The following is a 15,471-nucleotide window of genomic DNA, read 5'->3' as shown; positions in this document are numbered from 1 at the left end:
TCAATCAAAATAACTTATAAAGAATACAAATATGAAAGACGAAATATTATCTAGAATACAGAAAAAGTTCCCTTTAGTGGCTAGACCATTCAAAGTGATTGCAGATGAATTAGGCATGAGCGAAGAAGAAGTTCTTAGCATCTTACAAGAGCAGAAAAATAGTAATATTATTCGTCAAACATCAGCTATATTTGATACAAAGAGATTAGGTTATAAGTCTTCTTTAGTGGCATTTAAAGTTCCATCAGACAAGATTAGTGCAGCAGTAAAAATCATCAACTCGCATCCCGGCATCTCACACAACTATGAGAGAAATCATGACTTTAACATCTGGTTTACACTTGGTGTTGCACCTGACTCTAAATTAGGACTTGATAGAACTGTTGAGATACTTGCAGAACTTACAGAAGCAGATGACTATATTATGCTACCGACTCTAAAACTTTTTAAAATTAATGTTAAGCTAAACACAACCGGAAAAGATGAGAAAAAAGAAGAAGTGAAAAAAGTTGTGCATAGCGAGATTGAGATGACTCCTCTTCATCATGCAGTTGTTAGAACAGCTCAGTATGACATAGATATGGTAAGCGAACCTTTTAAAAAGATTATTGATGAGCTTGATATTGATTATGATACATTCTTCTCTATACTTCAAGAGCTTCAAGAAGCTGGCATTATGAGAAGGTTTGCATCTATACTCAACCACAGAAAAGCAGGGTTTAATGCTAATGCAATGGTAGTATGGGATGTTGATGAGACAAACGGTGAAGAGATAGGTGCCACGGCAGCTGCATTTAGTGCTGTAAGTCACTGTTATCTTCGCCCTAAATACGAAAACTGGCCATACAACCTTTTTACTATGGTTCATGGAAAGACTAAAGAAGAGACAAATAGTATAATTGCAGAGATGGCTAATGAAATTGAAGCAAAATCACACATGCCGCTTTATAGCTCGAGAGAGTTTAAAAAAATCCGTATTGAATATTTTACACCTGCAATAGAAGCATGGGAATCACAATATAATAGACAGGAAGCATAATGGAATTATTTTTAGAGTTAGAGATTGTTTATATTGTAATTGGCATTTTTATATTGAGCGTTACGGCTTTTGTTACTACTAGAGATTTTATGCCAAAAGTGGCTTTTAAAAGAGGTATGCTAGGAGTTGGAGTATTTCTTATTGGAATGATTTCCTTTCATTTTTACATGACAACAACAAGAATGGCAGGTGTTAAAGAGATTTTTAATAACGGTGAAACTATTATTTGTGAAAATAAAATGCGTAGAACGATTTCAAGATCGGTTTTGCTCTCTAAAGAGCTAGGCTGGAGACTTGAAGGCGACAAATTTAAAAATGACGATTATGAAAGAGATTTTCACAGTTCAAGATGTATAGAGTTTGATGGAATAGTACCTAAATAGATGTTAAATATTTTAAAGCGATATTCAATGGCACTTATCTTTTTATTTATTGTTGTTGCACTGATGCTTGTTGGCACACTAGGTGTTATGAGTTTTGGCAATAAAATTGTACATGATATAGGTGGAGAAATGAAGCCAAGAGGGGAGGACTTGACTAAATGAGTTTAACTGTAATATTAGTAGTTGGAGTTATATTAAGTATAGCTTTTCATTTCATAGGTGTATTTGCAGGTGCTAAAAAAATAGTTTGGCTGGTGATTGTATTGATGTGGGCCGCTTCCATAAATGTTGCGATGAGCGAAATAAAACCACATGGTTATGAAGAGATAAAGAAAATGAAGGGTCAGTTTAGTGACACGGATAAGCTTATAGAAGAAGCTGGTGATGAAGTGTCTGTTTATGAGATGCTAGGAATTAAAAAAAGTTACGTTACAAATAATCCTAAAAAATGATAAATCTTAAAAGCGTTGGCATAATCGGCTGCGGATGGTTAGGTAAGCCACTTGCCAAAATTTTAGCCAAGAACTTCAAAGTGGAATGTTTCAGCAGAGAAAAAACTGCAGAGGACTCTTTATTTTGGCAAAGTGATACAATCATCATTGCCATCAACACCAAAGACAACTATCTTCAAACACTTCAAAAAATAGCAAGACTGGCTTCCGAGAGATCTAATATCATACTGATGAGTTCCATATCAGTATATAGAGAATTCGATACGGAGATAGATGAGAGTGTAACTATAACAAAAACAGGACTTCAAAAAGAAGCGGAAGAGTTAATACTTAGTCTAAGAGATAATGTAGTCATATTACGTCTTGGCGGCTTGATGGATGATGACAGAATCTCAGGAAAATGGAAAAAAGTATCTACCTTCAGTGATGGAGAAGTAAACTATATACATCGCGATGACGTTATAAATATTACAAAAAAAATCATAGAAGATGAAGTCGTTAACGGTGTTTTTAACCTCGTAGCACCACAGCATCCGCTTCGTTCTAAAGTACACAAAAAAAATAGTGAAAAATTTGGCTTTGAACTCGGAAGTTTTGAGGGCAGGACAAACCGTGTAGTTCTATCAGATGCAGTTGTCAAAAAGCTTGGTTATACTTTTTTGCATCCAGATCCTTTGGAGTTTTGGAACTAATTACTTTTAGCTAGAGCGGCAAAATCTATCTGCTGTGTATTTTCCTCTTGGGCTTTTTTATCATTTTCATAACTGCCACTGCTAAAGATATACTCACTGCTTTTAAGTGTGCATCCTTTCATGCCCGGTACACAAGGCTTTTTAACAAGTTTGCATTGACCTTTATAATCATGCTGACATGTCCAACCCATAATAAACCTCTTAAAATATAATATTAAAATTATATCAAATTTATGTATAACAGCACTATTTATCAGATATACTCTCATCAATAAAACAATGTAATAAATATAAGGAAGATTATGGCTGCAAATGCAACTATTTACAAAGCATCTTTAAATATTGCTGATATGGATCGTCATTATTATGCTGAACATAACTTTACTTTGGCAAAACATCCATCGGAAAATGACTATCGTTTGATGATTCGCTTAGTCGCTTTTGTGTTGAATGCAAATGAGGATTTGGTGTTTTGTAAAGGCATCGCACAAGATGATGAACCGGATTTATGGCAAAAAGCTCTTGACGGTGATATAAAACTTTGGATAGATTTAGGGCAACCTGATGAAAAACGCATCAAAAAAGCATGCGGACGTTCTCAAAAAGTCATTATCTACACTTACCAGGAAGGAAGTGCATCTGCATGGTGGAAGCAGACCGAAAAAGTTATCAAACGTTTTAAAAATCTCTCTGTGGTAAACCTGAATATAGATGGAAATATAGAAGAGATGGCAAAACGCGCAATGATGTTGCAGTGTAACATAAGTGACGGTGAGTTGACACTTCTTGATGATGAAAACAGTGTGACTATAACCGAGGATAGATGGAAAGAGATTTAATCTCCATCGTCTTCGAAAACAATCTTTATATCAAAATATTTATTTTGTTTCTTCCATCATTTTTTGATTTATAAAGAGCCTGATCGGCTCTTTGGAGGATAGAATTTATAGTATCGTTCTCCTTATTGAGAGTAATACCGATGCTTATAGTTTTATTACCTACGGTTTTAAAGTTGTGTTCCTCTACTCTTTTTCGAAGATTCTCAGCCAAAGTCATAGAAGCATTTTTGTCTACTTCCAAAGATATAATAATAAACTCTTCCCCACCCCATCTGATAATGGTATCAGATGAACGAGTGTATTTTTTTAAAATACTTGTAAGTTCTAGTAAAAATTCATCTCCGATTAAATGACCATAAGTATCATTAACTTCTTTAAAAAAGTCTATATCTATCAGCATAAGCCCAAAAGTTCGTTTGTATCTTTTATATTCTTCCAGCTCTTTTGAGATTATTTTGTCAAACATGACACGGTTATAGAGTCCCGTCAGTCTGTCTGTAATAGCGAGATTTTCAAGTTCTTCTTTTTTTAAAAAAGTAGTTTTTTGAGATGATTCGAGAAGATATCCGTTTAAAATACCAAAAGAGAGTGAAGCCATCATCCAAAAACAATGCATAACAAAAGCTTCTGTTTCCATAGGATATATTGCATAAGTGCTAAATACGGCACTGATAAATATTATAATACCACTAATAAGTGCATGAATGAATTTTAGTCCAGATACAGTAAAAACCCAAAAGATAATCAGGTAAAGTTCAGTTTGGTAAGTCGTGTATCCATCAAACTTCGAAACAATTATAATATTTCCTATTGAGGCTACAATGGGAGCGACAATCAGCAAAAAAGTCATTAAATAATATTGTATTTTAAAATATGCCAATAGAGCTATTATTATTAGTATGGATGGCACAAGGTAAAGATGCATTAGTGAAGTAAGCGGTAAAATGTCAGGTGGAATAAAAAATTTGTTTACATATGAAAAAATAAAATATAGAGATGCCGTCAAGACACTAATAGCAGATATTTGTTTTAACCTTGATGGTCTTCTCCAGTCATTGAAGCGTTTTTGCATTTGAGTATTTTTAAAAGCAAAGATATTGTAGTTGCTATACATGCAATAGTTCTTTAATCGTTAGTATTCACGATTTTTAAAACACCGTCTTCATCTTCTTCAAGTTTAAAGATTTTTTTGTACATGGTGTCATTTGTATTTAGCTCTATCTCTCTTTGAGGTTTAGTCAGTCTATAGGTAATATGGTTAAACCCTTTTAGTGACTCGCTTAGCATGATTTTTGCATCGAATATATTAGGACCGCTTTTTGCAAGTTTATCTTTTAGCTTAGCGTATTGTTCTTTTTTGTATTCAACTTTTTCTTTTTGTTTTTTGTAATGAACTTTTAAAACTTTGCACTGTTTAAACTTTTGAATAAGTCCTGAAGAAATCTCTTCTCCTTTATTTTTACTGTTTATTATTGCAGCTTTTATTTTTTCACACGGTTCTAAAGAGTTTTTAACTTTAAGGGTAATTTCTTTATATGTGTTTATTAACGTTTTGAGCTCATCTTCTATTTTTTTGAAGTAAGCCTGGTCATCATCTTTGATTGTATTGAAACCGCTATCTACAGATGGGTCAAGAATAAATCTGTTTTCTTCGCCTCTGATTCTTTCTATTTGAATATATCCGGATGCTTCCATTACGACATGTGAGCCTAGCACCTCGATTTCAATAGTCTTAGCTTTTATTTTCCCGCTCATAGCATTTTTAACAATGGCTATGTCCGCTGTTATTTCGCCGCCTTCCAGCGTCTCTACTTCAACTTTTCTGGCAACTATTTTACCTTTATGAAGACTGATTTTCGCATTGACACATTTTATGGATGATTCACCATGAGTCTGTCCATCTATTGATATGTCACGTGCTTCTATCTTGGTGTTTGGACCGACACTTCCTTTTATCGTAAGTGTTTGTACCTTCACGTGCATACCTTCTTCGATAGCATCTTCTAGCGGATCATTTTTTATAACGTTTATAGATATCTCAGAATCAAGGTCCGAGTTTATCGTCCCTGTCGTCTTAAAAGATATCTCTTCAACATCAATGGTATTTGAGACATCATATTGGTTTCCTGTTTTGACCAGATAACCACTCTTGGTAGACAAAAATTTTATGTTCTCAAAACTATCTTGAACTTCTATGCTGTCTTCAACCGTAAATGTTGGTTTAGCATCTATGTTTACGGTTTCAACTTCAATAATAGTTCCTTTGCAGGTTCTACCATTACTGCCTTGTTGAGGTTTTATAAATTCAAATAGTTGCTCACCTTCTACACAGCTTAGTAAAAAGCCTCTGTTTGCATAATTAACTCTTCCTTCACTATCTTCTGCACCTATCTCGTTGTTTTCTTCAATAGTCATAAAGATGTCGGCGTTTATGGACTCTATAGCGTTTAGTCCTTGTGCGACAAGAATTTTTTTATCTTCTTTAAATGTTATAGTTTTGATTTGCTTTATTACATCAACAAACTGTTTTATAGTATCTTCAAATTTTACGTCAAAGAGGTAAAGCAAGATATTTGATCTTAGTTTGTACTCATCTATATAATCTAAAAAATCATCATATAAATCATCATAATAGCTAAGCTTGGAGCCTTTTTTGATTACGAAGTAAGCGAGCGTATCGTTTTCATCAAATTCTACATTGCAAATCATTCCATCAAAAGGATGTCCTCGATAGTAGGAATCTATTACTATTTCATATTGTTGTTCAAATTCGATACCGGCATCTCTTAGATACTCTTCTTGTGCGTATTTGTTTAGTTCATGAGCAGGTATTTCAACAAGGTTTTTGCTTGCATCTTTGTAGAAAGTTTCAACGTTTTTGATTTTGATGTAGAGTTTTGAAAAAGGTATGGAGTTTTGAGCCGCTAGACGCCGTAGTTCTTTTGCAACATTACTTGTAACTATATCTACGGGTTTCATCATGCTCTACCTCTCTTATCTTTTGAAATGACAAATTTTGCTTTATTATACTCATAGTATCGACAAAAAGCAAGATTTATATAATCATATTTAAAAGCAAAACTAGGATAAAATAAGGACATTTCAAGAAGTACTTCAAATTTTTTAGTTAATATACAATCATAAGAAATCATAATTTAAAAGGCATTTTATGACTAGTGATGAAAGAATAGATATTCATAAGGATCTCTCTGGGAGTTTAAAATCTAACCTAGATGTACATCTTAAAAAAATAATTGCACTTTTCAAGCTTATTGTGTGTGATCATAAAATTGATGATTTAGAGAAAATGATTCATTATCATTCATATGAGAACTGTGAAATAACGCATATGCTAAATGCGATCTTAGAATCAAGAGTAAAAAGTATAGATGATAAAAAAGATAAGATTATAGAGTTTGAGGAATTGCACAAACGTTTGCATAATTTACAAGAGAAAGTAATAATAGAATATAAAAATAATGAAACTGTAAATGAAAATACGTATGAGGATTTTTCTGTAGTCGAGTTTCAGTTTATACAAAAATTAACTGCTTTAGTCATTGAGAGCGAGAACTATGAAAAGAACTTTGATGGTTTGACAAATATCTTTAACAGAAAGTATTTTTTTGAAAAAGTTGAATACGATTTTTCAAAAGCCAGACGCACACGAACAGATTTTACAATAGTTATGGCAGACATTGACTACTTCAAACTTATAAATGATAAATACGGTCATCAAGTAGGAGACAAAGTTCTCATAGAAATCAGTAAGCTTTTTGTAGAGCATATCAGAGCGTATGACATAGTTGCCAGATACGGAGGAGAAGAGTTTGTCTTTTTTATATACTCAGATGCAAGAGAGACGGTTACAATTTTTAAAAGAATTGAAAAACTCCTTAGAGAAGAAGTAGTAAATATTAATAACCATAAAATAGAGCTGAAATGTTCTTTTGGTATAGCACAAGATAGAAATGAACTTTCTATCTATGAATTGGTATCTTTAGCGGATAAAGCACTATATGAAGCGAAAAAGCAGGGAAGAAATCAGATGGTGGTTGTCTAAATCAGCCATTTTTACATATAATAAGCAATTATTTTAAATATTGGAATATTATATGTCTTATTTACAACCCAGTGAGTTTGTTACTAAAATGGTTGACTCTGGTGAGTCCAAAGTATACATGTCAACCAAAGATACTGTCATACGTGCTTTTATGGCAGGTGCCATACTTGGACTTGCCGCCGCCTTCGCTATTACAGTCTCTATACAAACAGGATCACCGCTAGCTGGTGCTATGTTGTTCCCCGTCGGGTTTATCATGCTCTACCTTATGGGTTTTGACCTGCTTACTGGAGTCTTTGTCCTAGTTCCTTTAGCACTTCTGGATAAGAGACCTGGAGTTACTCTGAATCAAGTCCTTAGAAACTGGGGTCTTGTCTTTGTAGGTAACTTTGCTGGTGCACTTATTGTTGCATTTATGATCTCCTTTGTCCTTACTTACGGCTACTCTATAGAACCAGGTATTGTCGGAGATAAAATAGCATCTATAGGGGAAGCCAGAACTCTAGGTTATAAGGAGCATGGCATATCGGGATGGATGACGATCTTTATTCGCGGTATGTTATGTAATTGGATGGTTTCTATGGGCGTAGTAGGCGCTATGGTCTCTACTTCTGTGAGTGGAAAAGCTATAGCTATGTGGATGCCGATAATGCTTTTCTTTTACATGGGTTTTGAACACTCTATTGTAAATATGTTCTTATTTCCTTTTTCTATGATTCTTGGCGGTGATTTTACCATCATGGATTATTTGATTTGGAATGAAATTCCAACGGTACTTGGAAACTTAATAGGTGGACTTACCTTTACCGGATTGACTCTCTATTCGACACACGTCAAAACCGGACCAAAAAGAAATCTAAAATAAATTGTTAACTTCTTATTTATCTTTGCTTAAGAAACATAGCATATAATTTCAAAACGTTAAGTAGAGGTTAACGTTTTGAAATTAAAGGATAAATATGCCTCGTTCAATACCTTGGTGGCTCGGTGGAATCTCTATGAGCTTGCTTTTTTACTTCACATTTTCTGTCTGGGGTGCGGACCGTCCCATTGGTGCATCTACCGGGATGTCCCACATAGCTAACATGATTTTTGGTCTTGATCCACAAAACTACGAATATGCAGCAATAGTTGAGCAATCAGGTGCATGGGAAGGCGTAATGCTAGTCGGCGCATTTTTCGGTGGTCTGTTTATGTCGGTGTTTGTTACAAAAACATTTCATATCAGCTACATACCTACTCTGTGGAAAGAGAGAAAAAATAAATCTGTTAAGTCCCGTATGATATGGAGTTTTATAGCTGGATTTCTTCTAGTGTTTGGTGCTCGTTTAGCTGGTGGATGCAATGCCGGGCATATTCTCTCCGGTGGAAGTCAGCTTGCCGTTAGCGGAATGATATTTGCCGTTGTAGCACTTGGAACCGGAATGATTACGGGTAGATTTTTTTACAAAAGGAGAGTAAGAGATGCTAGATAGAATCACAAATATGTTTGATACAGTAGCTAAATCAGGACACGGTTCTGTTTGGCTTGTTCTATTTATAGGCTTTGTCTTTGGTGCTATTATTCTATACTCTCGCCTTGATAAGTTTGAAAAAATGGCTGGGTTCATGATTTTTGAAGACACATTGGTGCCAAGAATGGCTATGACAACAGTTGCTTTATCCAGTGTCGGTTTTTATTTTTTAGTAGAGTCAGGCTATGCGACGTTTGATGTGAAGCCAACTATCTTAGGAGGACTTATACTTGGAGCTATCCTCTTCGGTATAGGTCTTGTTATACTTGGAAAGTGTCCATCGGCCTTTTTTGTTTCAGTATCTGAGGGACGTGTAGATGCATTCGTCGGAGTGATTGGAGGAATGTTTGGTGGGCTATTCTTCACACTGGGGTATCCTTGGATAAAAGAGCTCCTTGGAGAAGATCTGGGAAAGATAAGAATCACGGATTATTTTGATGGTTACGGTTTGGTAATCACACTCGCTTTAAGTGCAACTCTTTTAACTACGGCATATCTACTTCCAACAATAGATTATAAAGATCCTGCTGATGATAGATAAATAAGATAATTATTTTCAAGAGAGCAATTAAACATATATCTTGAGCTTAGTCAGCAAATATATAAGAGTATTATATTATAATTATTAAACTAAATTATTTAAAGGGCATGTACAATGAAAAATATTTTTATGCTAATACTTATAATTAACTCTTTTTTATTCGCTGTAGATGCAAAACAAAAGACAAAAATGGAAAAAGAAATCCATAAACAGATGGAGAGAGAAAAAAAGTATGCAAAAGAGCAAACTTTTTATCAAGCAAAAGATTATGATTTGAAAAGCTTTGAAGTTAATGCAGATGCCATAAAAGCTATACCTGATATTAATGTTGACTATTCAGATGGTGATGATGATTTAGAAATGGAGTAGGTTTTAAAAAACACCAGATAAAATACTTTCATCTTCTATTCTAGAATATGAGTTTTTCTTTGTCTCTGCAAGAATCTGTCTTAACCTGCTTAAAACGACTTGAGGAGAGTAATTGGTATTAAAAGAGTCCAAGGCAATGTATGTTTTTGAATCATTAAAAAAATGGTCAAGATATAATAAAAGATTCTGTGAAGCTTTAAAAGCATCTTTTTGTGAAGTGTAAGTAAAGTTTATAAAATAGTGATTATCATCTAGCATAATAAATTGGTCTGATACCCTGAGAAATCCAGCCAATTGCTCCGGTGACAACTTTTTTTCATGATAGATAAGTGCAAAAGTTGCGAGCGTATCGTACCTTTCGTAAACGTAATATGTCCTTTTGATTTGTACTTTTATTCTATTGAAAATATTATCCGTCATTTCTGCTCCAAAGATGTAATACATAATCTAACAAATGTATTTTACACTATATAATATAAATTAGATACACTATGTTCTATATATTAATAATTTATAACCAAAATAAGGAGTTGAAAACAATGAAGTAGGGATATAGTTTTTTTTCACTCTGACTTTACTGAACAAATACCCCTAAACATCTTTGTAAGCAAATATATAGTACAATGCGATTATAAGTTATTTTACTCTCTTAGGCAAGTAAGACCCATTCTTAAAATGTGGCGTACTTATCATTTTTACTTAAAGTTGTTTCTTTTTAAAGAAATGAGTCCTTCTGTTTTATGCGCTTAGCCATATTTCATAGGTTGCGCAAACACTCAAAACGAGCTCCACATGTTACTTTTCCCGATAGCGGGAAATCTCATATATATTTATGATGACTTATAATTGGATTATTTCCATACTAAGGGCATCTTTACCTACTGATAAAAGTGAAACTATGAAAATAGAAATTATAACAACAAAGAACGAAGCTTTAAAAGAGACAGGATTTGGAGCGATTAAAGCGTGTAACAGCGTGTTAGACTCAATAAATTTAATGGGTCACGGTACTATACTCAATGTATGTCAAACAAGAGAACAATTAAATGATGTCGTAAAAAGAAAACCTGATTTAGTCATATTGGCAGTAAAATATATTGTTACTCCAAATGAAGAGACTATTTGGCTCTCAGAATTTTTTGAGAAGGAGGGGATTAATTTTTCCGGGTCTCTAAAAGAGACTTTAATGTTTGATTCTGATAAAGTTCTTGCAAAATCGTACTTAAAAGAGAAGAGTATCTCTACTGCAAGGTATTTCACCGCAATTCCGGGGCAATATACACGAGACTATGACATACCTATTAACTATCCTCTGTTTTTAAAACCATCAGATGCAGCAAATGGAAACGGAGTTGACGAGTTTTCATTTGTGAACAATTTTGCAGAATTTGAGAGTAAAGTATCGTCACTGCATAAGTTGTACGGGATTCCTGTTTTGGTCGAAGAGTATTTGGAGGGACAAGAGTTCACGGTAGCCATGATAAAAACAAAAAATGGAGACTTGTTAGTCTCATCTGTTGAAGTTATTCCACCTAAAGCAAAAAATGGGATTAGGATTTTAGGGCAGAAGGTAGTCGAGAGCAAACCGGAAAGACTCAAAATAATTGAAGATGATATTGTGGTGCAAAGAGTAAAAAAACTTGCTATTGATGTTTATATGGATTTGGGAATAAGAGATTATGCAAGAATCGATATTAAGAGCAATGCAAGTGGACAGTGCTTTTTTATGGAAGCAAACCTGGTCCCGGGAATGACAAACGGTTCAAGTTATTTTACAAAAGCATTCGAGATGGAACTCGGTCTTAGTTACGAAGAAGTAATTGGTCTCATCGTCGATGAGGGTATAAGCAGGGTTCTGTAGAACCGTGACTTATTAAATTAAAAAAAGAGGATTATTAATGGCTAAAACAAATTACAGTTATGAAAAACGTGCACGTGAGATTGAAAAACAGAAGAAAAAAGAACAAAAGCGTAAGAAAAAGCAACCGCAAAACGATGACGCAACACAAGAAGATAAATCTGTGTCTTCAGATGCGCCTAAAAATTAGCTTCTTATTGGGCAATGGTCCTCATACGTGAAATGATATGGTCTGCATCCTCACCTAAATGTTGCTGAGCCATTGTATATAGCATCTGCTCCTCTTTCATATTGTGTTGTTGCATTAAAATCATAAGCGTCTCAGAGAGGCCGAAAAATTTATCGTTGTCGTTTGACTCAATGGCATCTTGCATCTTAGAGAGAAGTTCTCTCATCTGTTCATGTTCCATAACCATAACCTGTGTTGGACCTTGAGTCATCCCTGTTTTTTGCTCAAACATAGGAAAAAGAACCGTCTCTTCCATCTTAAAGTGGTTTGTCAAAGCATCTTGAAATGCTTCAAATTTTGATAATGCCTCAGCGCTCTTGGAAGCAACCGCATCTTCCATCTGTGCAAAAATCTCATCACAATCTCTGTGGTCTTGAGTCATAAACTCTTTAATGCTTGACATTTCATATCCTGATATATTTTAATGAAATGATAACTTCTTTGTAAAAAAAGCTTATTGATGATTGTCAATATATTAAAGGAGATTGCCAAGTTTAAGTAAAGCTTAATGTAGCTACTATATGGGATGCAACTTGAAAATTATAGTTTCTTGTTTTTGCTAAAATTATCTAAAGGAAATGCCATGAAAGTTTCGAAACTTATTTTATCATTTGTATTGAGTGTTACTTTGTTCACTCAAGTTCTATCGGCACAGATAGCTTCCACAGGTGCAGTTCTTGGGCAATCTACTATGGTGTCGTCTAAAGAAAAACTGGTTCAGATTATATCCCGTGAGGATGTAGCAAAAAGATTTCAAGAGTTGGGCGTAGATTCGAAAGCTATTGAGGCAAGAGTTGCTTCTATGACGGATGAAGAAGCTTCAACAATTGCACATCAGATTGATACATTGCCAGCTGGTGCAGATGCCGGCGCGTCAATACTCGGTGCTATTGTTTTAATTTTTATAGTTTTACTCATCACAGATATTCTTGGAGTGACAAAAGTTTTTAACTTTACAAAACCTATAAACTAACTAGTAAATTGAAAACAGCTAAGCTTCTATATCTATTGTTCGCAGTAGCCACTTTGATTATGTCAAGTGGTTGCGCACCTAAAAATCCTCTGCCTTCAGATAACAACTACTCTTCATATAAGATAGACGTTCCTTTTGTATCTCCTCGCTCAAAACTTTGTGCCTCAACATCCATAGAGATGGTCTCAGCTTATTGGCAATCACGTACTCTTTATGATCCTCGTTTGTCACTAACTGAGTTGGATAAGCGAACATTGATTCCTGCAAAAGGCGGTACGCTGCAGATAGAACTTATTGCTGCAGCAAGGGCTGATGGAATGCTTGTCTATCCGCTTGAACCGACGTTTGATGCACTTTTTTCTGAACTCTCAGAGCATCACCCGGTCATTGTGCTGGTAAATAGAAGTTATTCTTGGTATCCGCTTTGGCATTATGCTCCGATAACGGGGTATGATGCAAGAGAGCAAACCATTTTAATGCACTTTGGCAATACACCAAATGAAGCAGTGCCAATAGGAACATTTGGAGCATTATGGGAAAGAAGTGGTAATTGGGGAGTTGTACTTTTACCTCCAGGGCAACTGCCTGCATCTGCCACTGCAAAAAAGTTTTTACAATCAGCATATGATCTTGAAAAAATAGGAATGATTAACGAAGCGATTATTGCTTATAAAAGTGCTCTTACTCGCTGGAAGGATGATATACCCACCCTTTTTGCGCTGGGAAACGCTTATTATAAATTGCATCAGATAGACAAAGCTGAGGAGATTTATAGATATATATTATTGATTGATTATAAGTATCCCTTTGCTTTAAACAATCTGGCGGATATTTTATGTCATACTAACAGGTCAGATGAGGCGTTAAAATTACTTGATCGAGTTGTTACAGATGATGTTGAAATGCAAGCTCTCATAAATAATACACGCAAAGAAATCAACAACGGCTGTACTACTTTCACAAAAGAATAATCTACTTCAACCACAGGAGGTTAACATGGCAATAAGCTCGAAAATCATCGGTATTGTGTTAGCAATTTTAGGAATTGGACTTGCAATCTGGGGATATCAATTATCCGGTTCTGTCGGTTCGCAAATCACACAAGCTGTTACAGGCTCAGATACGGATAAGGTCATGACTTTTTACATTGCCGGTGCCGTCAGTTTTTTTGTCGGTATATATCTTTTTAGAAAAAATTAAAATTGGAGAAATCATGGATATTATTAGCTTATTAATATTTTTGGCAGTTGGTGCTTTGGCTGGTTGGCTCGCAGGTAATATAATGAAAGGAAGAGGCTTCGGACTTGTAGGCAATATCATTGTGGGAATTGTTGGCGCTATATTGGGCGGTTTTGTATTCAGTTTGCTTGGCATCATAACAGGCGGTTTATTAGGCTCTATAGTTATGGCTACTATTGGTGCTGTTCTTTTGTTATATATAATTAGTATAGTAAAGAAAGCATAAATATTTGTTATCAAACTCTCAAGTCAATAAGAGTGCCATTAGTATTAGGAAATAATCATAATGAAGTATGTAGAAATAATCGCTGACTCAGGTAGTTCAGATACCGTTTTGGCAATAGCTAAAAAGGAAGGAGTACAGGATATTCGCCTTAGCGTAGTAGAAGAAGACGGCATGCAGAAGATGCGAATGCTGGTAAGTGATGACAAACTCCAGTTGGTACTAGATGCCTTGCAAAATCTCTTGACCAAACAACCAAGTACTCGCATCGTAGTACTTCCAGTGGATGTGTCGTTGCCTAAACCAGAAGAAGAAGAACGCAAGCAAGAAGATGCTGCGACCGAAGCCAGAGAAGCACTTTACGAAGAAGTTGAAAAAGGGGTACGGCTTGATTTAAATTTTGTCGTGCTTGTTATATTGTCGTCGCTTGTAGCTGCGATAGGTCTTATTACAAACAATGTCGCTGTAGTAATCGGTGCAATGGTGATTGCTCCGTTGCTCGGACCAAATCTTGCACTAAGTTTTGCTACGGCTATGGGTGACTTCTCATTGATTAAGAAATCGGTTCAAACTCTCGTTGCGGGAATATTGCTGGCCGTCGCTGTGTCTGGCATTTTGGGAATGTTTTGGCCTTTTGACGTAGAAAATCATGAACTTATGTTGCGCACTGTCGTGGGCATCGATTCTGCCACTTTAGCACTGGCTTCTGGTGCGGCAGCTGCATTATCTCTTACAACTGGTCTATCAAGCGTGCTGGTTGGAGTTATGGTCGCCGTAGCACTACTTCCACCTGCAGCAGCACTTGGCCTTATGCTAGGGTCTGGAAACACGGTTCTTGCTACAGGTGCAGGATTACTGCTCGTCGTAAATATTGTGTGTGTCAACCTTGCAAGCAAGATTGTTTTTGATGTCAAGGGCATTCGTCCACCTGGCTGGCGTGAAGAAGAGAAAGCCAAACGCACGAAGGTCGTATATATTTTGGGCTGGCTAGTGACTTTGTTTTTGCTCATAGCTCTCATTTATGTTCGCCGTTCATTAACATCTTAGTTTTTAAAAA

23 protein-coding genes are annotated in these 15,471 nt (G+C 35.4%); 18 read left to right on the top strand and 5 right to left on the bottom strand.

Features of this window, described 5'->3' with window-relative positions; all coding sequences use genetic code 11:
- Positions 1-31 precede the first annotated feature (31 nt).
- From ABYK18_RS05315 to ABYK18_RS05295, 5 genes are read left to right on the top strand one after another with little or no spacing between them, the layout of a single operon-like run.
- Positions 32-1,039 carry an Lrp/AsnC family transcriptional regulator gene (locus ABYK18_RS05315; protein ID WP_373035614.1) on the top strand — a complete coding sequence of 336 codons (1,008 nt, stop codon included), beginning with the start codon at positions 32-34 and terminating at the stop codon, positions 1,037-1,039.
- Complete coding sequence (locus ABYK18_RS05310) at positions 1,039-1,422, top strand: hypothetical protein (protein ID WP_373035613.1); 384 nt, start codon at positions 1,039-1,041, stop codon at positions 1,420-1,422. The genes ABYK18_RS05315 and ABYK18_RS05310 overlap by 1 nt, the downstream gene beginning before the upstream one ends.
- 27 nt (positions 1,423-1,449) lie before the next feature.
- Positions 1,450-1,584, top strand: coding sequence for a hypothetical protein (locus tag ABYK18_RS05305; protein ID WP_373035612.1), 135 nt, complete (start codon positions 1,450-1,452; stop codon positions 1,582-1,584).
- Entirely contained in the window at positions 1,581-1,874 is a 294-nt protein-coding gene (locus ABYK18_RS05300; protein WP_373035611.1) for a hypothetical protein, read from the top strand. Before ABYK18_RS05305 ends, ABYK18_RS05300 begins: the two co-directional genes overlap by 4 nt.
- Complete coding sequence (locus tag ABYK18_RS05295) at positions 1,871-2,566, top strand: hypothetical protein (RefSeq protein ID WP_373035610.1); 696 nt, start codon at positions 1,871-1,873, stop codon at positions 2,564-2,566. Before ABYK18_RS05300 ends, ABYK18_RS05295 begins: the two co-directional genes overlap by 4 nt.
- Here the strand turns inward: ABYK18_RS05295 and ABYK18_RS05290 are convergent.
- A complete protein-coding gene (locus ABYK18_RS05290; RefSeq protein WP_373035609.1) occupies positions 2,563-2,757 on the bottom strand; it encodes a hypothetical protein in 195 nt (64 codons plus the stop codon). The genes ABYK18_RS05295 and ABYK18_RS05290 overlap by 4 nt on opposite strands.
- Before the next feature lie 111 nt (positions 2,758-2,868).
- On the opposite strand from ABYK18_RS05290, the gene ABYK18_RS05285 reads away from it, so the two are divergent.
- Complete coding sequence (locus ABYK18_RS05285) at positions 2,869-3,405, top strand: YaeQ family protein (RefSeq protein ID WP_373035608.1); 537 nt, start codon at positions 2,869-2,871, stop codon at positions 3,403-3,405.
- Between the two features lie 25 nt (positions 3,406-3,430).
- Here the strand turns inward: ABYK18_RS05285 and ABYK18_RS05280 are convergent, their stop codons facing one another.
- Positions 3,431-4,519 (bottom strand): GGDEF domain-containing protein, encoded by a 1,089-nt coding sequence (locus ABYK18_RS05280; RefSeq protein ID WP_373035607.1) that lies wholly within the window; start codon positions 4,517-4,519, stop codon positions 3,431-3,433.
- Positions 4,520-4,530: 11 nt separating this feature from the next.
- Positions 4,531-6,387, bottom strand: coding sequence for a flagellar assembly protein A (locus tag ABYK18_RS05275; protein ID WP_373035606.1), 1,857 nt, complete (start codon positions 6,385-6,387; stop codon positions 4,531-4,533).
- Positions 6,388-6,574: 187 nt separating this feature from the next.
- Between ABYK18_RS05275 and ABYK18_RS05270 the strand changes: the two genes are divergently transcribed.
- From ABYK18_RS05270 to ABYK18_RS05250, 5 genes are all read left to right on the top strand, one after another.
- Positions 6,575-7,468 carry a GGDEF domain-containing protein gene (locus ABYK18_RS05270; RefSeq protein ID WP_373035605.1) on the top strand — a complete coding sequence of 298 codons (894 nt, stop codon included), beginning with the start codon at positions 6,575-6,577 and terminating at the stop codon, positions 7,466-7,468.
- A gap of 52 nt (positions 7,469-7,520) precedes the next feature.
- The gene (locus ABYK18_RS05265) at positions 7,521-8,333 is read left to right on the top strand and encodes a formate/nitrite transporter family protein (RefSeq protein WP_373035604.1); all 813 of its coding nucleotides are present in this window, start codon (positions 7,521-7,523) and stop codon (positions 8,331-8,333) included.
- 94 nt (positions 8,334-8,427) lie between these two features.
- The gene (locus tag ABYK18_RS05260; RefSeq protein WP_373035603.1) at positions 8,428-8,943 is read left to right on the top strand and encodes a YeeE/YedE thiosulfate transporter family protein; all 516 of its coding nucleotides are present in this window, start codon (positions 8,428-8,430) and stop codon (positions 8,941-8,943) included.
- Entirely contained in the window at positions 8,933-9,523 is a 591-nt protein-coding gene (locus ABYK18_RS05255) for a YeeE/YedE thiosulfate transporter family protein (RefSeq protein WP_373035602.1), read from the top strand. Before ABYK18_RS05260 ends, ABYK18_RS05255 begins: the two co-directional genes overlap by 11 nt.
- A gap of 114 nt (positions 9,524-9,637) precedes the next feature.
- Positions 9,638-9,892 carry a hypothetical protein gene (locus ABYK18_RS05250; RefSeq protein WP_373035601.1) on the top strand — a complete coding sequence of 85 codons (255 nt, stop codon included), beginning with the start codon at positions 9,638-9,640 and terminating at the stop codon, positions 9,890-9,892.
- A 3-nt stretch (positions 9,893-9,895) separates the two neighbouring features.
- Here the strand turns inward: ABYK18_RS05250 and ABYK18_RS05245 are convergent, their stop codons facing one another.
- Positions 9,896-10,312 (bottom strand): hypothetical protein, encoded by a 417-nt coding sequence (locus ABYK18_RS05245; protein ID WP_373035600.1) that lies wholly within the window; start codon positions 10,310-10,312, stop codon positions 9,896-9,898.
- A gap of 478 nt (positions 10,313-10,790) precedes the next feature.
- Between ABYK18_RS05245 and ABYK18_RS05240 the strand changes: the two genes are divergently transcribed.
- Both ABYK18_RS05240 and ABYK18_RS05235 read left to right on the top strand, forming a co-directional pair.
- The gene (locus tag ABYK18_RS05240; protein WP_373035599.1) at positions 10,791-11,753 is read left to right on the top strand and encodes a D-alanine--D-alanine ligase; all 963 of its coding nucleotides are present in this window, start codon (positions 10,791-10,793) and stop codon (positions 11,751-11,753) included.
- Between the two features lie 37 nt (positions 11,754-11,790).
- A complete protein-coding gene (locus tag ABYK18_RS05235) occupies positions 11,791-11,940 on the top strand; it encodes a hypothetical protein (RefSeq protein WP_373035598.1) in 150 nt (49 codons plus the stop codon).
- 4 nt (positions 11,941-11,944) lie between these two features.
- Here the strand turns inward: ABYK18_RS05235 and ABYK18_RS05230 are convergent, their stop codons facing one another.
- Positions 11,945-12,382, bottom strand: a complete 438-nt coding sequence (locus ABYK18_RS05230; protein WP_373035597.1) for a hemerythrin domain-containing protein — start codon at positions 12,380-12,382, stop codon at positions 11,945-11,947.
- Between the two features lie 180 nt (positions 12,383-12,562).
- Between ABYK18_RS05230 and ABYK18_RS05225 the strand changes: the two genes are divergently transcribed.
- From ABYK18_RS05225 to ABYK18_RS05205, 5 genes are read left to right on the top strand one after another with little or no spacing between them, the layout of a single operon-like run.
- Positions 12,563-12,952 carry a PA2779 family protein gene (locus ABYK18_RS05225; protein ID WP_373035596.1) on the top strand — a complete coding sequence of 130 codons (390 nt, stop codon included), beginning with the start codon at positions 12,563-12,565 and terminating at the stop codon, positions 12,950-12,952.
- Between the two features lie 59 nt (positions 12,953-13,011).
- Positions 13,012-13,923: a PA2778 family cysteine peptidase gene (locus ABYK18_RS05220; RefSeq protein WP_373035595.1), complete on the top strand. Its 912-nt coding sequence runs from the start codon at positions 13,012-13,014 to the stop codon at positions 13,921-13,923.
- A gap of 25 nt (positions 13,924-13,948) precedes the next feature.
- Entirely contained in the window at positions 13,949-14,152 is a 204-nt protein-coding gene (locus tag ABYK18_RS05215; protein WP_373035594.1) for a DUF3185 family protein, read from the top strand.
- 13 nt (positions 14,153-14,165) lie between these two features.
- Positions 14,166-14,417, top strand: a complete 252-nt coding sequence (locus ABYK18_RS05210) for a GlsB/YeaQ/YmgE family stress response membrane protein (RefSeq protein WP_373035593.1) — start codon at positions 14,166-14,168, stop codon at positions 14,415-14,417.
- Positions 14,418-14,477: 60 nt separating this feature from the next.
- A complete protein-coding gene (locus ABYK18_RS05205) occupies positions 14,478-15,461 on the top strand; it encodes a TIGR00341 family protein (RefSeq protein ID WP_373035592.1) in 984 nt (327 codons plus the stop codon).
- Positions 15,462-15,471: the final 10 nt, after the last annotated feature.

Origin of the sequence: Sulfurimonas sp., from assembly GCF_041563495.1 — a bacterium.
In the GTDB taxonomy this organism is placed as follows: domain Bacteria; phylum Campylobacterota; class Campylobacteria; order Campylobacterales; family Sulfurimonadaceae; genus Sulfurimonas.
This window is presented reverse-complemented; position numbering and strand designations above follow the sequence as displayed.